At 38.8% G+C, this 15,499-nt stretch carries 12 protein-coding genes; 6 read left to right on the top strand and 6 right to left on the bottom strand.

Going from position 1 to position 15,499, the window contains the following annotated elements:
• Window positions 1-239: 239 nt before the first annotated feature.
• The 6 genes from mioC to rpmH form a co-directional block, all read right to left on the bottom strand.
• Window positions 240-689, bottom strand: a complete 450-nt coding sequence (gene mioC, locus ATS76_RS07285; RefSeq protein WP_058551615.1) for an FMN-binding protein MioC — start codon at window positions 687-689, stop codon at window positions 240-242.
• A 939-nt stretch (window positions 690-1,628) separates the two neighbouring features.
• Window positions 1,629-2,993: a tRNA uridine-5-carboxymethylaminomethyl(34) synthesis GTPase MnmE gene (gene mnmE, locus ATS76_RS07280; RefSeq protein WP_058551614.1), complete on the bottom strand. Its 1,365-nt coding sequence runs from the start codon at window positions 2,991-2,993 to the stop codon at window positions 1,629-1,631.
• Between the two features lie 134 nt (window positions 2,994-3,127).
• Window positions 3,128-4,762 carry a membrane protein insertase YidC gene (gene yidC / locus ATS76_RS07275; protein WP_058405170.1) on the bottom strand — a complete coding sequence of 545 codons (1,635 nt, stop codon included), beginning with the start codon at window positions 4,760-4,762 and terminating at the stop codon, window positions 3,128-3,130.
• Window positions 4,763-4,770: 8 nt separating this feature from the next.
• Complete coding sequence (yidD, locus tag ATS76_RS07270; protein ID WP_006793977.1) at window positions 4,771-5,046, bottom strand: membrane protein insertion efficiency factor YidD; 276 nt, start codon at window positions 5,044-5,046, stop codon at window positions 4,771-4,773.
• Between the two features lie 126 nt (window positions 5,047-5,172).
• Entirely contained in the window at window positions 5,173-5,598 is a 426-nt protein-coding gene (rnpA, locus tag ATS76_RS07265; protein WP_058405171.1) for a ribonuclease P protein component, read from the bottom strand.
• A gap of 7 nt (window positions 5,599-5,605) precedes the next feature.
• Window positions 5,606-5,740 carry a 50S ribosomal protein L34 gene (gene rpmH / locus ATS76_RS07260; RefSeq protein WP_004335215.1) on the bottom strand — a complete coding sequence of 45 codons (135 nt, stop codon included), beginning with the start codon at window positions 5,738-5,740 and terminating at the stop codon, window positions 5,606-5,608.
• A gap of 518 nt (window positions 5,741-6,258) precedes the next feature.
• On the opposite strand from rpmH, the gene dnaA reads away from it, so the two are divergent.
• From dnaA to glyS, 6 genes are all read left to right on the top strand, one after another.
• Entirely contained in the window at window positions 6,259-7,647 is a 1,389-nt protein-coding gene (gene dnaA, locus ATS76_RS07255; protein ID WP_058405172.1) for a chromosomal replication initiator protein DnaA, read from the top strand.
• A gap of 13 nt (window positions 7,648-7,660) precedes the next feature.
• A complete protein-coding gene (gene dnaN / locus ATS76_RS07250; RefSeq protein ID WP_006793980.1) occupies window positions 7,661-8,764 on the top strand; it encodes a DNA polymerase III subunit beta in 1,104 nt (367 codons plus the stop codon).
• Between the two features lie 15 nt (window positions 8,765-8,779).
• Complete coding sequence (recF, locus tag ATS76_RS07245) at window positions 8,780-9,874, top strand: DNA replication/repair protein RecF (protein ID WP_058551613.1); 1,095 nt, start codon at window positions 8,780-8,782, stop codon at window positions 9,872-9,874.
• Between the two features lie 12 nt (window positions 9,875-9,886).
• Window positions 9,887-12,313 (top strand): DNA topoisomerase (ATP-hydrolyzing) subunit B, encoded by a 2,427-nt coding sequence (gene gyrB / locus ATS76_RS07240; protein WP_058551612.1) that lies wholly within the window; start codon window positions 9,887-9,889, stop codon window positions 12,311-12,313.
• Between the two features lie 141 nt (window positions 12,314-12,454).
• Window positions 12,455-13,357, top strand: a complete 903-nt coding sequence (gene glyQ, locus ATS76_RS07235; RefSeq protein ID WP_013463645.1) for a glycine--tRNA ligase subunit alpha — start codon at window positions 12,455-12,457, stop codon at window positions 13,355-13,357.
• A 2-nt stretch (window positions 13,358-13,359) separates the two neighbouring features.
• Window positions 13,360-15,429 (top strand): glycine--tRNA ligase subunit beta, encoded by a 2,070-nt coding sequence (gene glyS, locus ATS76_RS07230; protein WP_058551611.1) that lies wholly within the window; start codon window positions 13,360-13,362, stop codon window positions 15,427-15,429.
• Window positions 15,430-15,499: the final 70 nt, after the last annotated feature.

The raw sequence follows: 15,499 nt of genomic DNA, 5'->3' as shown, positions 1-15,499 counted from the left end.
CTTTAGATCTTGTTTAAAAACATTAAATTAGATCAGATCTAAAGGTGTTAATATGATCGGATCATCCCACAAATAAGCACTGATCAAAAAGCCACTTTATACACAGAGGGGGATTAGTTAGATCTTATCCCATGGATAAGCATGCTCTAAAATGCAGTTTATTCAATCTTTATCCACATTATTAATTAAATTATTAGTAAATTGTGGGTAACTTTTATATTGAATTTAACTTGATCTCTTTATTTTAATCCTGTTTGAGACACCCAAGCATCTAACCAAGCTAGTGCTGTGTCTTCAGGGAGTGATTCGTCTAATATATTTAACTCTAAGCGTTCTGCTACTTTTATAGCGCCTTTTTCGAGCAGTAGTGCTTCTATATTGCGCCCTGCTAAGTTATATGTGTCGTAGCTGGTATCGCCTAGTGCTATAACCGAAAATTTTAAATGTTTTAAATCAGTTGTTTGAGCTACTTGTTCTACAAAACTTAAAAGGTTATCGGGATAATCACCTGCACCATAAGTAGATGTACATATTAGCCATACCGTATTGTGTTGATCTATTTCATTAAACTCAGGATGATCATGTAGTTGAGTTTCAATACCTTGGTTATTAAGCTCATCGCTTAATTGCTCTGCAACGTACTCGGCCGATCCCATTTGGCTGCCAACAATAATATTTACTGAACTCATGATTAGTTGTGATCGCATTAGTTTTAATTGCTGCCTATGATAGCCGAGTAAAAACAGCAGTAAAGAGAAGAGTGTTAGTTTGGATAACTATTTTTAGGTTGATTTTTAGATCATTGTTTAAAATTAATTTAAGTTATTGATTTATATGGCTGTAACATAAAATATTTAAATGTAATCTTCTGATCAAGCTGTTAATAAGATTGGGGGAAGCTCTGTTTAACTCTATATCCTATTAGCCTTAAATTTTGTAAGTTATTGATTTTAATTATTTGTAAGTGCAAATGTGATGAATATTTAATATAAAAATGAAGTTGATCATAATGTGGATATAAAGGGTGTTGATAACTGATTATTAAGATCTAAAACAATTTTTAAAAGTGATCAATTAAATATGATCTTACTAAATAAATACCAAATTAAATTTTATTACGGCTGTTTTTTACTAAAAATAGAGTTAATAACGTGTTTTTCAGTTAAAAATTTTTAGGGTTTTGTTCAAAAAGTAGGAATTGTGGATAACTGATCTGACTAAACTTTAAATTTTTGAAATATTGGCACATGTTTTTATATGTTTTAGCCGGTGGATAGCGCGATTAATACTCATTTGTGATCGCTTTATTTTTTGGTATATAGCCAAATATGGCTGCAATTTAGCTAACAAAATATTAAAAACAGTGATTTTAGTTTGTTTTAAGGTTAATTATATTGGCTTAACTTATTCGTATGTGGGGGATTTATCACCCTAATTAGGCGGTTATATCTTGTAAAGTAGGCCATTAATAAGCATTTAAATATACTAATTTAGAGTAATTGAGAGCCTAAAATAGCACTTAGCTTATCTAAAAAATACTCATATATTGATATAGGAAGGCTTAACTTGGGCAGAAAAAAAGGGCATTTTTACGCCCTTAATTTTTAATTATTTAGTTGTTAGGTCTTTTATTTACCGATACAGAACGAGCTAAATATTTTTCCTAGTAGGTCGTCTGAAGTAAACTCACCCGTTATTTCGTTTAAAAATTGCTGCGTTAAGCGTAGCTCTTCGGCCAAAATTTCACCCGCAATATGCATTTCAAGCTGCGTTTTACCCGTATCTAAATGATAAGCTGCGCGCTCTAGAGCATCTAAATGGCGGCGACGAGCCATAAAACCACCTTCTGTTGCGCCGTCAAAACCAATACAGGCTTTTAAATGCTCTCGTACAAGCTCAATACCATCTGCATTTTTAGCACTTAAGCTTATGACTGGGTATTGTTGGTGTTCATCTAGGCCTACAATATCACCCGACAAATCGGCTTTATTTCTGATCACTGTAACCCCCATGCCTTTTGGTAATTTTGCCATAAATTCTGGCCAAATTTTATGTGGGTCGGTATCGACGGTATCGGTGCCATCAAGCATAAATAAAACGCGGTCGGCTTGGTTTATTTCTTCCCATGCGCGCTCAATACCTATTTGTTCTACGCGGTCTGGGCTTTCACGAAGACCTGCGGTATCGATAATATGCAGTGGCATGCCATCAATGTGAATGTGTTCGCGTAGCACGTCGCGGGTGGTACCTGCTATTTCGGTTACGATTGCTGCTTCTCGGCCTGCTAGGGCATTAAGCAAGCTTGATTTACCTGCATTAGGACGACCTGCAATAACTACACGCATACCTTCGCGCATTATACTGCCTTGTTTGGCTTGGTTAGTTACGGTGTTTAGCTGATTTATAATTGCGTTTAAATCACCGCTTACTTTACCGTCAGACAAAAAGTCTATTTCTTCATCTGGAAAGTCGATTGCAGCTTCTACGTACATACGAAGGTGGATTACTTTTTCAACCAGGGTATCTATGTGTTTGGAAAACTCACCTTGAAGCGATTGTAAGGCGCTTTTAGCGGCTTGTTCACTGGTGGCATTAATAAGGTCACTAATTGCTTCTGCTTGGGTTAAATCAAGTTTGTCGTTCATAAATGCACGCTCAGAGAATTCACCTGGTTTTGCTAAACGTACACCCTCTATTTTACTAATTTCTTTAAGTAGCATATCAAGCACAACTGGGCCGCCATGGCCTTGCAACTCAAGTACATCTTCGCCAGTAAATGAGTTCGGTCCGGCAAAATAAATAGCAATACCTTGGTCAAGCTGATCACCGTTTAAGTTTTTAAATGGTACGTAATCGGCGTATCTCACCTTTGGTATTTTACCAATAACTTGCTCGGCAACGCTTTTAGCAAGGCTGCCAGAAACCCGAATAATACCAACACCACCACGGCCGGGGGCGGTTGCTTGTGCTGCAATTGTGTCTTGATTGATCATGCTATTTAATTTACCAACAATGTGTACGTTATGGCGCTATTGTAACCTATGAAATTACCACTCGCGAATGCTCTGATAAAAAATGGGCAATAAAAAAGGCGACCTAAGTCGCCTTTTTGATAAGTAGGGCTAAGTTAGCCTCTTACTTTTATTCCTTTCTTTTCCATACCGCGATAAATATAAAGCATTTGCGCGATTGAAATAAGGTTAGATACTAACCAATAAAGTACTAAGCCTGATGGGAACCATAAGAAGAATACAGAGAAGATAACCGGCATAAAGGTCATCATTTTTTGCTGCATTGGATCGGTAACCGTCATTGGTTGAAGCTTCTGAGTTATAAACATACTTGCACCAAATAAAATTGGTAATACGTAGTATGGGTCTTGTGCTGATAAATCAGTTAACCAAAGCATAAACTCAGCATGGCGAAGTTCTGTTGACTCTAAAAATACATAAAACAACGCTAAGAATATTGGCATTTGTAACAAAATAGGGAAACAGCCACCCATTGGGTTTACTTTCTCTTTTTTGTACATTTCCATTGTGGCCTGGCCGAATTTTTGACGGTCATCACCATATTTTTCTTTTAATGCAGCCATTTTTGGTTGAAGGGCGCGCATTTTAGCCATTGACGTATATTGCGCTTTAGTTAGCGGGTACATCAATGATTTAACAATAATAGTGATAGCAATAATTGCTAAACCCCAGTTACCAAGGATACTGTAAAGCCATTTTAGTAATACAAATAGTGGCTGTGAAATAAACCATAACCAGCCGTAGTCTACAGTTAGGTCTAAGTCAGGGTGAAGCGCTTCTAATACATCAGACTCTTTAGGGCCCATGTAGTAAATAGAAGTAATAGTTTGCTCAGTACCGGCTTGTACATTAACTGGTTGTGCTTTTGTACCAATGATTGCGGCATTACTGCTCGTAATTAAGCTATACAGGGTGTTGGTTTGATCTTGTTTTGGTACCCACGCACTTACAAAGTAATGTTGAATAAATGCAATGTAACCACCTTGTGTGCTTTCATTTAGGTTTTTGTCAGCCATGTCAGAAAAGCTGTACTTTTCGTACGGTTCTTCGTCAGTACCGTAAGCTGCACCTAAATAGTTTTGATCAACTAAGCTGCCTTTTTCTTGTACTGTGCGCTTAACTTGCGTGTAAAGCTGTACTTGAATAGGCGCACTGGTTGTATTGTTTACTGTGTATTCTAAGCCAACGTCATACTGCCCTTTTTTAAATACATACGTTTTAGTAAAGCTAACACCGTTGCTGTCAGTAAACTGCAGCGGTACACGTAACTCATCACCGGTTAAGGTATAAGATGTTTGTTCGCTGTGGTAAGTAGGTCGACCGTTTGCAGATGCGTCAGGACCATTTAAACCAATTAAACCACTTTGTGAAAAGTATTGATTACCATCAAATTCACCCAGCAGCATGAAAGGTGTTTCTTCGCCTTTCACCTCTTCATACTGAAGTAAGTCTGATTCAACAATATCACCACCTTTGGTGTCGATTTTAACTTTAAACACGTCTGTTTTAATTTCTATAACAGAACGTTTAGCTAATGTTGTTGAAGCCGGTAAGCCAGATTCTGACGATGAAGGTATAAAATCATCTGATTCAGTTGAATTTGCTTGTTGTGTTTGTGTTGTGGCACTTGGATCGACTTTTGGCTGGTTATAATCATTATTCCATTCTTGGAACAATAAAAACGACACTAGCATTAGGCCAATGAATAAAAACGTGCGTTGCGATTCCATAACAGCTCTTATTTCTCGTGTTGGTGGTTAATATGGGTTATTTTTTCAGGTACTGGGTCATCACCACCTGAATGTAAAGGATGGCATTTTAATATGCGTTTTAATGCTAACCAACTTCCTTTTATCAATCCATGCAATTTTATTGCTTGAATTGCGTAATGTGAGCAGCTTGGATTAAAACGACAATGCGGACCTAATAGCGGGCTAATCCACTTTTGATAACCGCGGATCAATAACACTAAACATAATGTCGGTAAAGCAACAAGTGGTTTAAGTAACCTCATGATGTTTATGCCCCTAGTTAAATTTAGTGAGATAGATATCATGTATTTAAAGGCTCTATTGGAAATTTTAAATGCATGATTAAAAGGTGAGCTAAAGATACATTAATTAACCCTGTAATTCTATTGCTATTGGGTTTGTTTATTAGATTTAGCTGATTTGTTTGGGCGTTTCTTAAAGGGTGGAGGCTTAGGCGCACCTGGTTTACAGCGTTCATTAATTTTTCGCCATAACTTAGTCAGTTGCTTGGTTAATTCTTCATTAGACTGTTCGTCAATACCATTTTTAACCATAAGCACAATATCAATGTTATCAATGTTGTGTTGATTTAAACGAAAACTTTCGCGAGCAAGACGTTTAATACGGTTTCGTTGGCATGCCTTTTTTACACGTTTTTTAGCAACAGTAAGTCCTAACCTAGGTTTACCTTGGTCATTGGGTTTAGCTAATAGAGTGAAGTAAGGAGTTGCAGCCCGAGCGGGTTCGTTAAATATACGAGAGTAATGCGAGGGAGTTAACAGACGTAACTCCCTGCCAAAGCTAAAGTCTTCCACTTATAAATTAAGCAGAAAGAACTTTGCGGCCTTTAGCGCGGCGACGTGCTAATACTTTACGGCCATTTACAGTTGCCATGCGAGCACGGAAGCCGTGTGCACGTTTGCGTTTTAAAACGCTAGGTTGAAAAGTTCTTTTCATAACAATCTCATCCGATCGGTTAAAGTTAAAACATCCTATGCAGGTCGCGATCCTGGCACAGGTGCCATTGCGAGCGCGAGATATTATAGATGAAACGACTTAAAGTCAATCATAATTACGCGTTAAGCACTGTGTTTATTAAGCAAGCAGCTGGGGATCATAAAGCGTGATCTAGTAGGATCATCATAAATAAGAAGTTTTCCACAGCCCTTGTATAAAAAGTGAATAAAAGCCGGGGAAAAGTAAATTGGATCGTAGAATTGGTTCGCGATCTTGGTGTTATTTTGTTATGATCTATTATCAAGTAAATAATTAAAAACATAACTAAATCAGTCTGTTAGTTCTTTTTTATAACGTTATACATCATTTTATAAAAATCAGCCTTTTACTTGTGGATAAACTGCCTTCATAATACTTGGTCTTGGGCCGCTTATTTGGCTATTTAAACGCAATAAATGCATGGTATTTAACCATTTTTGATGTGCGGGAATAAAAATTATATCTCTGGGAGTTTAACTGTGTATCTGTCGGTTTGGCAAAGTTGTTTATATGTATTGCAAGATGAATTGCCTTCGCAGCAGTTCAGTATGTGGGTAAGACCACTTCAAGCAGAAAGTACCGAAGATACTCTGACTATTTATGCACCTAATCGCTTTGTGCTTGATTGGGTAAGAGAAAAATACCTTAATCGAATTAACGAATTACTTGTAGAAATTTGTGGTGATGAAGCACCTGAACTGCGTTTTGATGTAGGTAGTAAGCCGCTGTTAAACACACAAGTTGCACCTGTTATAGAAACGCAATCTGCACCTAATACGCAAGCATCAGCAAAGCAACAACCGCGAGAGCAAAAGCCGGTTGTTGAGCCAGCACCTAAATCTGGTTATAAATCTAATATTAAAGAAAACTATACCTTTGATAGTTTTGTTGAGGGTAAATCTAACCAGCTAGCAAAAGCGGCTGCAACTCAAGTGGCCGATAATCCTGGCTCTGCATTTAACCCTGTATTTATATACGGTGGAACAGGTTTAGGTAAAACGCACTTACTCCATGCAGTAGGCAATGGCATTATGGCTAATAAGCCTGATGCAAAAATTGTTTATATGCATTCTGAACGTTTTGTACAAGACATGGTTAAAGCGCTACAAAATAACGCAATAGAAGAATTTAAACGTTATTACCGCAGTGTTGATGCATTAATGATTGATGACATTCAATTCTTTGCAAACAAAGAGCGTTCTCAAGAAGAATTTTTTCATACCTTTAATGCGTTACTTGAAGGCAACCAACAAATTATTTTAACTTCCGATCGTTACCCTAAGGAAATTGAAGGGGTTGAAGACAGACTTAAGTCTCGTTTTGGTTGGGGTTTAACAATTGCTATAGAGCCGCCAGAACTTGAAACGCGCGTAGCGATTTTGATGAAAAAAGCGCAGCAAAGTAAAATTAACTTACCACACGAAGTGGCTTTCTTCATTGCAAAAAAATTACGTTCAAATGTTCGTGAGCTTGAAGGGGCACTTAATCGCGTAATTGCAAATGCAAACTTTACAGGGCGTCCTATCTCTATCGACTTTGTAAAAGAAGCACTGCGTGATTTATTGGCACTGCAAGATAAGCTTGTCACAATTGATAATATACAGCGTACAGTGGCTGAGTATTATCGAATTCGTGTGTCGGATTTACTTTCTAAACGCCGAAGCCGCTCTATAGCAAGACCTCGTCAGGTTGCTATGGCGTTGTCTAAGGAACTCACTAATCACAGCTTACCTGAGATTGGCGATGCTTTTGGCGGTCGAGACCATACAACTGTTTTACATGCGTGTCGTAAAATAAAATCACTACGTGATGAAAGCCACGAAATCAAAGAAGATTATCAAAATTTAATAAGAACATTGTCATCTTAGGGCTGACTTTATTATGCAAATAACAATATCAAGACAACAATTTTTAAAGCCATTGGTACAAGTATCGGGCGCAATTGAGCGAAAGCATACGTTACCAATTTTATCTAACGTTTTGTTAGTAGTAGAAAACGGACAGCTTTCGATGACAGGGACCGACCTTGAAATTGAATTAGTGTCTGGTGTTTTTGTAGGTGATGACATTGCTGACACAAAACTTACTTTACCCGCTAAAAAATTACTCGATATTTGTAAAAGCTTACCTGAAGGTTCAGACATTACTTTAAGCTTACAAGATCACCAGTTGTTATTAACCAGTGGTAAAAGTCGTTTTTCATTAACGACATTATCCGCTGCTGATTTTCCCAATTTAGAAGAATGGGACGGTGAGGTTGAATTTCAACTAACACGTTTAGAGCTTCGTAAATTACTTGAAAGCACACACTTTTCAATGGCAAACCAAGATGTACGTTATTACTTAAATGGTATGTCGTTTGAAGTTGATAACAGTGATATTAAAACGGTGGCTACCGACGGGCACCGTTTGGCTATTGCACAGAAAAAACTTACTCAATCATTAAATACCCAGCGCCAATTAATCATACCGCGCAAAGGTGTACAAGAAATTATGCGCCTTATGGTTGCCGATGATGAGCTAGTAACTATTCAATTTGGTGCTAACCACATTCGTATTATTGATATTGAGTTTACATTTACAAGTAAACTTGTTGATGGGCGTTTTCCTGATTACCGACGTGTACTTCCACGTGGCGGTGACAAAACAATTATTGCGAACCGTGAATGGTTGCGAAATGCGTTTCAGCGTGTATCTATCTTGTCGAATGAAAAGTTTCGTGGTGTACGCTTAAATTTATCAAATGGTTTATTAAAAATTACTGCTAACAATCCAGAGCAAGAACAAGCTGAAGAGGTTGTTGAAGTAAATTACCAAGGTGATGAATTAGAAATTGGTTTTAATGTTTCGTATGTTTTAGATGTATTAAACACATTAAAAACCGAAGATGTACAGTTTACGTTAGCAGATTCAAACAGCAGTGCTTTAATAGAAGGCGCTGGTGATGATGAAGCTATGTATGTTGTTATGCCTATGCGTTTATAAGATCATAAACATATAATGAGCTTAAGTCATTTGAGCCTCAAATATTTTCGTAATATTGAGGCGCTGACGCTAGAACCTGTTAATGGCGTTAATATTATATATGGTGAAAATGGCAGCGGGAAAACCAGTCTATTAGAAGCTATTTATTACCTTTCTCACGGCAAGTCTTTTCGAACACCAAAACATAAAAGCATAATTGCACACCAACAGGACCAGTTTGTAATTCATGGCCGAAAAACGGTTCATGATTTATCAATTCCTATTGGTATTAGTAAAACGCGATTAGGTGAAACAAATTTAAAGATTCAAGGTAAAGCGAGCCGGAAAATATCTGAACTCGCACAACTTATGCCTGTTCAAATAATTACCCCTGAAAGCTATTCATTGTTTTTTGGTGGCCCAAAAGAGCGCAGAAAATTTTTAGATTTAGGATTGTTCCACGTGGAACATGAGTTTTTTTACCTGTGGCAATCGTTTAATAAAGTATTAAAACAACGCAATGCACTGTTAAAGTCTAAGCCTAAGAATTATTTTGACCAAATTAAGTTTTGGGACAAAGAATTTGTTAGACTGGCTGAAGAAATAAATATATTGAGAATGGCGTATATAAGTAGGTTTAAGCAGCAGTTTTTTGGTAAAATGTGTGCAGAATTAACGCTTATACGCGATTTAGAAATGACGTTTAATGCAGGCTGGAAAGAGAATGAATCTCTTAACGATGCATTAGAACAAAGCTTTGAGCGAGATTCTCGCCAAGGATTTACAAGTAAAGGCCCTCATAAGGCTGACTTTAGTTTTAGTGTCGCTGGCAACAGTGTAGAGAATACGTTCTCACGCGGGCAGTTAAAGTTATTATTGTATGCGTTAAAAGTAACGCAAAATAGCTTAATTGAGTCAGAGACCGATAAGCAATCTATATTGCTAATAGATGATTTACCCTCAGAGTTAGGCGAAGATACAAAAGAGAAAGTTGGACAATTATTGTCACACTGTCGTTCTCAAATATTTATTTCTTCAATTTTATCTGAGAGTATTTCTGCTGTGGTGGAACCCATGCAACGAGAACTACAAATGTTCCACGTGAAACATGGCAACCTAATAACAAGATAAGTGGGATTAACCATGTCTGAGAATTATGACTCGTCGAGTATTAAAGTACTTAAAGGATTAGACGCAGTAAGAAAGCGTCCTGGAATGTATATAGGGGACACCGATGATGGCACAGGCTTACACCACATGGTGTTTGAGGTCGTTGATAACTCAATAGACGAAGCCTTAGCCGGTCATTGTGATGATATTTTTGTAACGATTCACTTAGATGGCTCTGTTTCGGTTAGAGATAACGGCCGTGGTATCCCAGTGTCTATCCATGAAGAAGAAGGCGTTTCGGCAGCCGAAGTAATCATGACGGTACTTCACGCTGGTGGTAAGTTTGATGATAACTCTTATAAAGTATCAGGTGGCTTGCATGGTGTAGGTGTTTCGGTTGTAAACGCACTTTCAGAAAAATTAAAACTAACCGTGCGTCGCGAAGGCAAACTTCATGAGCAGTTTTACACTATGGGTGTGCCAGATGCACCACTCGCTGTCATTGGTGACTCTGAAACTACGGGGACAGAACTACGCTTTTGGCCTAGTGCAGAAACATTCACTAATTTAGATTTTCATTACGATATTTTAGCAAAACGCCTACGTGAACTGTCGTTCCTGAATTCCGGTGTTAGCATCATTTTAAATGATGAGCGTGAAGAAAATAAAAGCGATCACTTTAAATACGAAGGTGGTATTCAGGCATTTGTTGAATACATTAACCGCAATAAAACACCTATTCATAAAGGTGTATTCCACTTTACACATGAGCGTGTTGAAGACGGAATTAGCGTTGAAGTATCAATGCAATGGAATGACGCATACCAAGAAAACATTTACTGTTTCACAAATAACATTCCACAACGTGATGGTGGTACTCACTTAGCTGGCTTTAGATCTGCACTAACACGTACACTTAATAACTTTATGGAAAAAGAAGGCTTTAACAAGAAAGCAAAAACAACGAGTAACGCAACCGGTGACGATGCGCGTGAAGGTTTGACTGCTGTAATTAGTGTTAAAGTTCCAGATCCTAAGTTTTCATCGCAAACAAAAGACAAGCTAGTATCTAGCGAAGTTAAGTCTGCGGTAGAACAAGCAATGGCTGAAAAATTCACTGAGTTTTTATTAGAAAACCCAGTAGATGCAAAAATTGTTGTTGGGAAAATTATTGATGCTTCACGTGCACGTGAAGCAGCACGTAAAGCACGTGAAATGACACGTCGTAAAGGCGCTATGGACCTTGCCGGTTTGCCGGGTAAATTAGCCGATTGTCAGGAAAAAGATCCTGCGCAATCAGAGCTTTACATAGTGGAAGGGGACTCTGCTGGCGGTTCAGCCAAGCAGGGTCGTAACCGTAAGAATCAAGCGATTCTTCCGCTTAAAGGTAAAATTCTAAACGTTGAAAAAGCACGTTTTGATAAAATGCTGTCTTCACAAGAAGTGGCAACGCTAATCACTGCGTTAGGCTGTGGTATTGGCCGTGATGAATATAACCCTGAAAAACTACGTTACCACCGTATCATTATAATGACCGATGCTGACGTGGATGGTTCTCACATTCGTACCTTGTTGCTTACGTTCTTTTATCGTCAAATGCCAGAAATTGTAGAGCGCGGTTATATTTATATTGCTCAACCACCGCTTTATAAAGTGAAAAAAGGTAAGCAAGAACGCTACATAAAAGACGATCCTGCACTTGTTGACTACTTAACATCGCTTGCACTAAATAACGCAGCGCTATACACAAGTGCCGATGCATCAGCACTTGAAGGTGAAGCGTTAGAGGAAATAGTTCACGATTATCAAAACACAGTTAAAGTAATCGAGCGCTTAAAACGTAAATACCCTAATACGGTAATGGAACGTTTAATCTACCAAAGCGAGTTAACAAAAGAAGACCTTGAAGATGAAGCTAAAGTAATTGCGTGGACAAAAGAGCTTGTTGATGACCTAGTAGACCGTGACGAAGATGCAACTATCTTCAACGCTGCAACTGAGTATGATGCAGAGCGTAACTTGTACTACCCAGTTGTGAATATTCGTCAACACGGTGTAGATAAGTCTCATGTACTGAGCTACGACTTTATCACGTCACGTGACTACCAACGCATTGCTGTGACTGGTGTTAACATTGCAAACATCATTACAGAAGGTGCCTATATTCAACGTGGTGAGAAAACAAAACCTGTTGATAACTTTGTGGATGCTTTGGAATGGTTGATCACTGAATCTAAGCGTGGGATCTATATTCAACGCTATAAAGGATTAGGTGAGATGAACCCAAATCAACTGTGGGAAACAACCATGGATCCAGGTGCACGCCGTATGTTACAAGTAACTATCGAAGACGCTGTTGGCGCGGATCAGTTATTTGCAACACTTATGGGTGATCAGGTAGAGCCACGTCGTGAATTTATTGAAACGAACGCACTACGCGTAGTTAACCTAGACGTGTAAAAACATATTTTGATAATAAAAAGGAGCCTAATGGCTCCTTTTTTATTTTCTACAAATAAACAAACTGCTTAAAACCTGAGTGTACACACGGTATACTAAGGGTAATTTTCACGCTACTTCTTAGATAGTAAAAAGCCAAATATGCAAAAATACGACGTAAAAACCTTCCAAGGTTTGATCCTGGCTTTACAGGATTATTGGGCGCAGCAAGGCTGTGTCATTATTCAACCACTTGATATGGAAGTGGGCGCAGGGACATTTCACCCGCAAACATTTTTAAAGTCTATTGGCCCAGAGCCAATGTCGAGCGCATACGTTCAACCGTGTCGTCGTCCTACGGATGGTCGCTACGGTGAAAATCCAAATCGCTTACAACATTACTACCAATTTCAGGTAGTACTAAAGCCATCGCCAGATAACATCCAAGAGCTTTACTTAGGTTCATTAGCGGCTATGGGTATTGATACACTTACTCACGAAGTACGCTTTGTAGAAGATAACTGGGAATCTCCAACGCTTGGCGCATGGGGCTTAGGTTGGGAAATTTGGTTAAATGGTATGGAGGTAACGCAGTTTACCTACTTCCAACAAGTAGGTGGCTTAGAGTGCTCACCAGTAACTGGCGAGATTACTTACGGCCTAGAGCGTTTAGCAATGTACATTCAAGGCGTAGATAGTATTTACGACCTAGTATGGGCAGATGGTCCATTAGGACGTGTAACCTACGGCGATGTATTTCATCAAAATGAAGTAGAGCAATCTACTTACAACTTTGAACATGCAAACGTAGAAGACTTGTTTGCGCAGTTTGATAAGTGTGAAGCTGAGAGCCAAAAGTTAATAGAAGCAAATTTACCACTTCCTGCCTACGAGCAAGTGATGAAAGCATCGCATGCATTTAACCTATTAGACGCGCGCCATGCTATATCGGTAACAGAACGTCAGCGTTATATTTTACGTGTTCGTGCGTTATCAAAAGCGTGTGCACAAAGTTATTACGATGCACGCGAAGCGCTTGGTTTCCCGCTGTGTAAGGATAAGTAAGCATGACAGCACAAAATTTATTAGTAGAAATTGGCACTGAAGAGTTACCACCAAAGTCGTTGCGTAAACTTGCCGAGGCATTTGCTGCAAATTTAACTCAAGAGTTAGAATCGCTAGAATTAGCACATCAAGGCGTAAGCTGGTATGCATCGCCTCGTCGTTTAGGTTTACAAGTTAAAGCACTTGAAGCTAAACAACAGGACAAAGAAGTTGAAAAGCGCGGCCCAGCAACTAAAGCAGCATTTGATAGTGAAGGTAACCCTACAAAAGCAGCAATGGGTTGGGCACGCGGTTGTGGTATTGAGGTAAGTGAAGCACAAACACTTGAAACGGATAAAGGCGCATGGTTATTGCACATAGCTAAAGTAGCAGGGCAAGAAACTAAAACGCTAATGGCAGATGCTATCGCAAAAGCGTTAAGTAAATTACCAATACCAAAGCCAATGCGCTGGGGTGCGAATAAAACACAATTTATTCGCCCAGTTCATACCGTCACTATTTTATTTGGTAGCGAATTGCTAGAAGGTGAGATTCTTGGTAAGCAAGTAAGTAACCAACTTCAAGGTCACCGTTTTCATCACCCAGAAAAAATTAGCATTAATCATGCTGATGAGGTTTTTGATGTACTTAAATCTGCTTACGTTATTGCAGATTACGAACAACGTAAAGCGCAAATACGTGCACAAATAGAAGAAGCTGCAAGCGCAGTTAACGCTGTTGTTGCAATGGATGAAGATTTACTAGAAGAAGTAACATCACTAGTAGAGTGGCCAGTTACTTTAACGGCAACATTTGAAGAAGCATTTTTAGATGTACCAGCCGAAGCGCTAATTTACACCATGAAGGATGATCAAAAATACTTCCCGTTATTAGATCAAAACGGCAAGCTTTTAAATAAGTTTTTGTTTGTATCTAACATCGAGAGTAAAGATCCAAGCGTAGTAATTTCTGGTAACGAAAAAGTTGTACGCCCACGTTTGGCTGATGCACAGTTCTTCTTTGAGACCGACAAAAAGAAAACATTAGAAAGCCGTTTAGAATCGCTTGATACCGTTTTATTTCAAAAGCAGTTAGGCACGCTTAAAGATAAGTCTGAGCGTATTAGCGAACTTGCAGGGTATATTGCTGAGCAATTAGGCGCAGATAAAGACTTAGCGAAACGTGCAGGCCTATTAAGTAAAACAGACTTAATGACCGAAATGGTAATGGAATTTACCGATGTACAAGGTGTAATGGGAATGCATTACGCTCGCTTTGACGGTGAAGCAGAAGATGTAGCGCTTGCACAAAACGAGCAATACATGCCACGCTTTGCAGGCGACAACTTACCTACAAACCTAATTAGTTGTGCAGTAGCCATTGCAGATAAGTTTGATACGCTGGTGGGTATTTTTGGTATAGGCCAAGCACCAAAAGGCGATAAAGACCCATTTGCACTTCGTCGTGCTGCTATTGGTGCACTGCGTATTATGGTAGAAAAAGAGTTACCTCTTGATATTTTAGACCTAGTAGCAAAAGCACAAACATTGTTTGGCGATAAGCTAACTAATCTAAATGTATCAACAGATGTGTTTGATTTTATGCTAGGGCGCTTCCGCGCTTGGTATCAAGACGAAGGCATTGAAGTAGATGTGATTCAAGCTGTTCTAGCACGTCGTCCAACTAAACCAGTTGATTTTGACCGTCGTGTTAAAGCCGTAAGCCACTTCCGTACTTTAGACGCAGCAGAAGCGCTTGCAGCCGCTAATAAGCGTGTAAGTAATATTCTTGCCAAAAATGATATCACAAGCCAAGGTAACGTTGATGAGAGCTTATTAAGCGACGACGCTGAAAAAGTGTTGGCATCACAAGTGGCAAAATTTGCAACTGAGCTTGCACCACTTTATGCCGATGGAAACTACCAAGAGGCCCTTAGCCAATTGGCAGGCATTCGTGAAAGTGTTGACAACTTTTTTGACAACGTAATGGTTATGGCCGACGATGAAGCGGTTAAGCAAAATCGCCTTGCGCTATTAAGCCAGTTAAGTGGTTTATTTTTGGATATTGCAGATATTTCTGTTTTACAAAAATAACAACCATTAGCAATTTAAAAAGCCAGCATAACGCTGGCTTTTTAGTTTTAATACCTACCTAACTTAATTA

Source organism: Pseudoalteromonas sp. 10-33 (assembly GCF_001469195.1).
Classification (GTDB): Bacteria; Pseudomonadota; Gammaproteobacteria; order Enterobacterales; family Alteromonadaceae; genus Pseudoalteromonas.
This window is presented reverse-complemented; position numbering and strand designations above follow the sequence as displayed.

Excerpts from the sequence above, each read along its gene's own strand:
- mioC (WP_058551615.1), bottom strand. The coding sequence starts at position 689 with ATGAGTTCAGTAAATATTATTGTTGGCAGCCAAATGGGATCGGCCGAG.
- mnmE (WP_058551614.1), bottom strand. The coding sequence starts at position 2,993 with ATGATCAATCAAGACACAATTGCAGCACAAGCAACCGCCCCCGGCCGT.
- yidC (WP_058405170.1), bottom strand. The coding sequence starts at position 4,762 with ATGGAATCGCAACGCACGTTTTTATTCATTGGCCTAATGCTAGTGTCG.
- yidD (WP_006793977.1), bottom strand. The coding sequence starts at position 5,046 with ATGAGGTTACTTAAACCACTTGTTGCTTTACCGACATTATGTTTAGTG.
- rpmH (WP_004335215.1), bottom strand. The coding sequence starts at position 5,740 with ATGAAAAGAACTTTTCAACCTAGCGTTTTAAAACGCAAACGTGCACAC.
- dnaN (WP_006793980.1), top strand. The coding sequence starts at position 7,661 with ATGCAAATAACAATATCAAGACAACAATTTTTAAAGCCATTGGTACAA.
- recF (WP_058551613.1), top strand. The coding sequence starts at position 8,780 with ATGAGCTTAAGTCATTTGAGCCTCAAATATTTTCGTAATATTGAGGCG.
- gyrB (WP_058551612.1), top strand. The coding sequence starts at position 9,887 with ATGTCTGAGAATTATGACTCGTCGAGTATTAAAGTACTTAAAGGATTA.
- glyQ (WP_013463645.1), top strand. The coding sequence starts at position 12,455 with ATGCAAAAATACGACGTAAAAACCTTCCAAGGTTTGATCCTGGCTTTA.
- glyS (WP_058551611.1), top strand. The coding sequence starts at position 13,360 with ATGACAGCACAAAATTTATTAGTAGAAATTGGCACTGAAGAGTTACCA.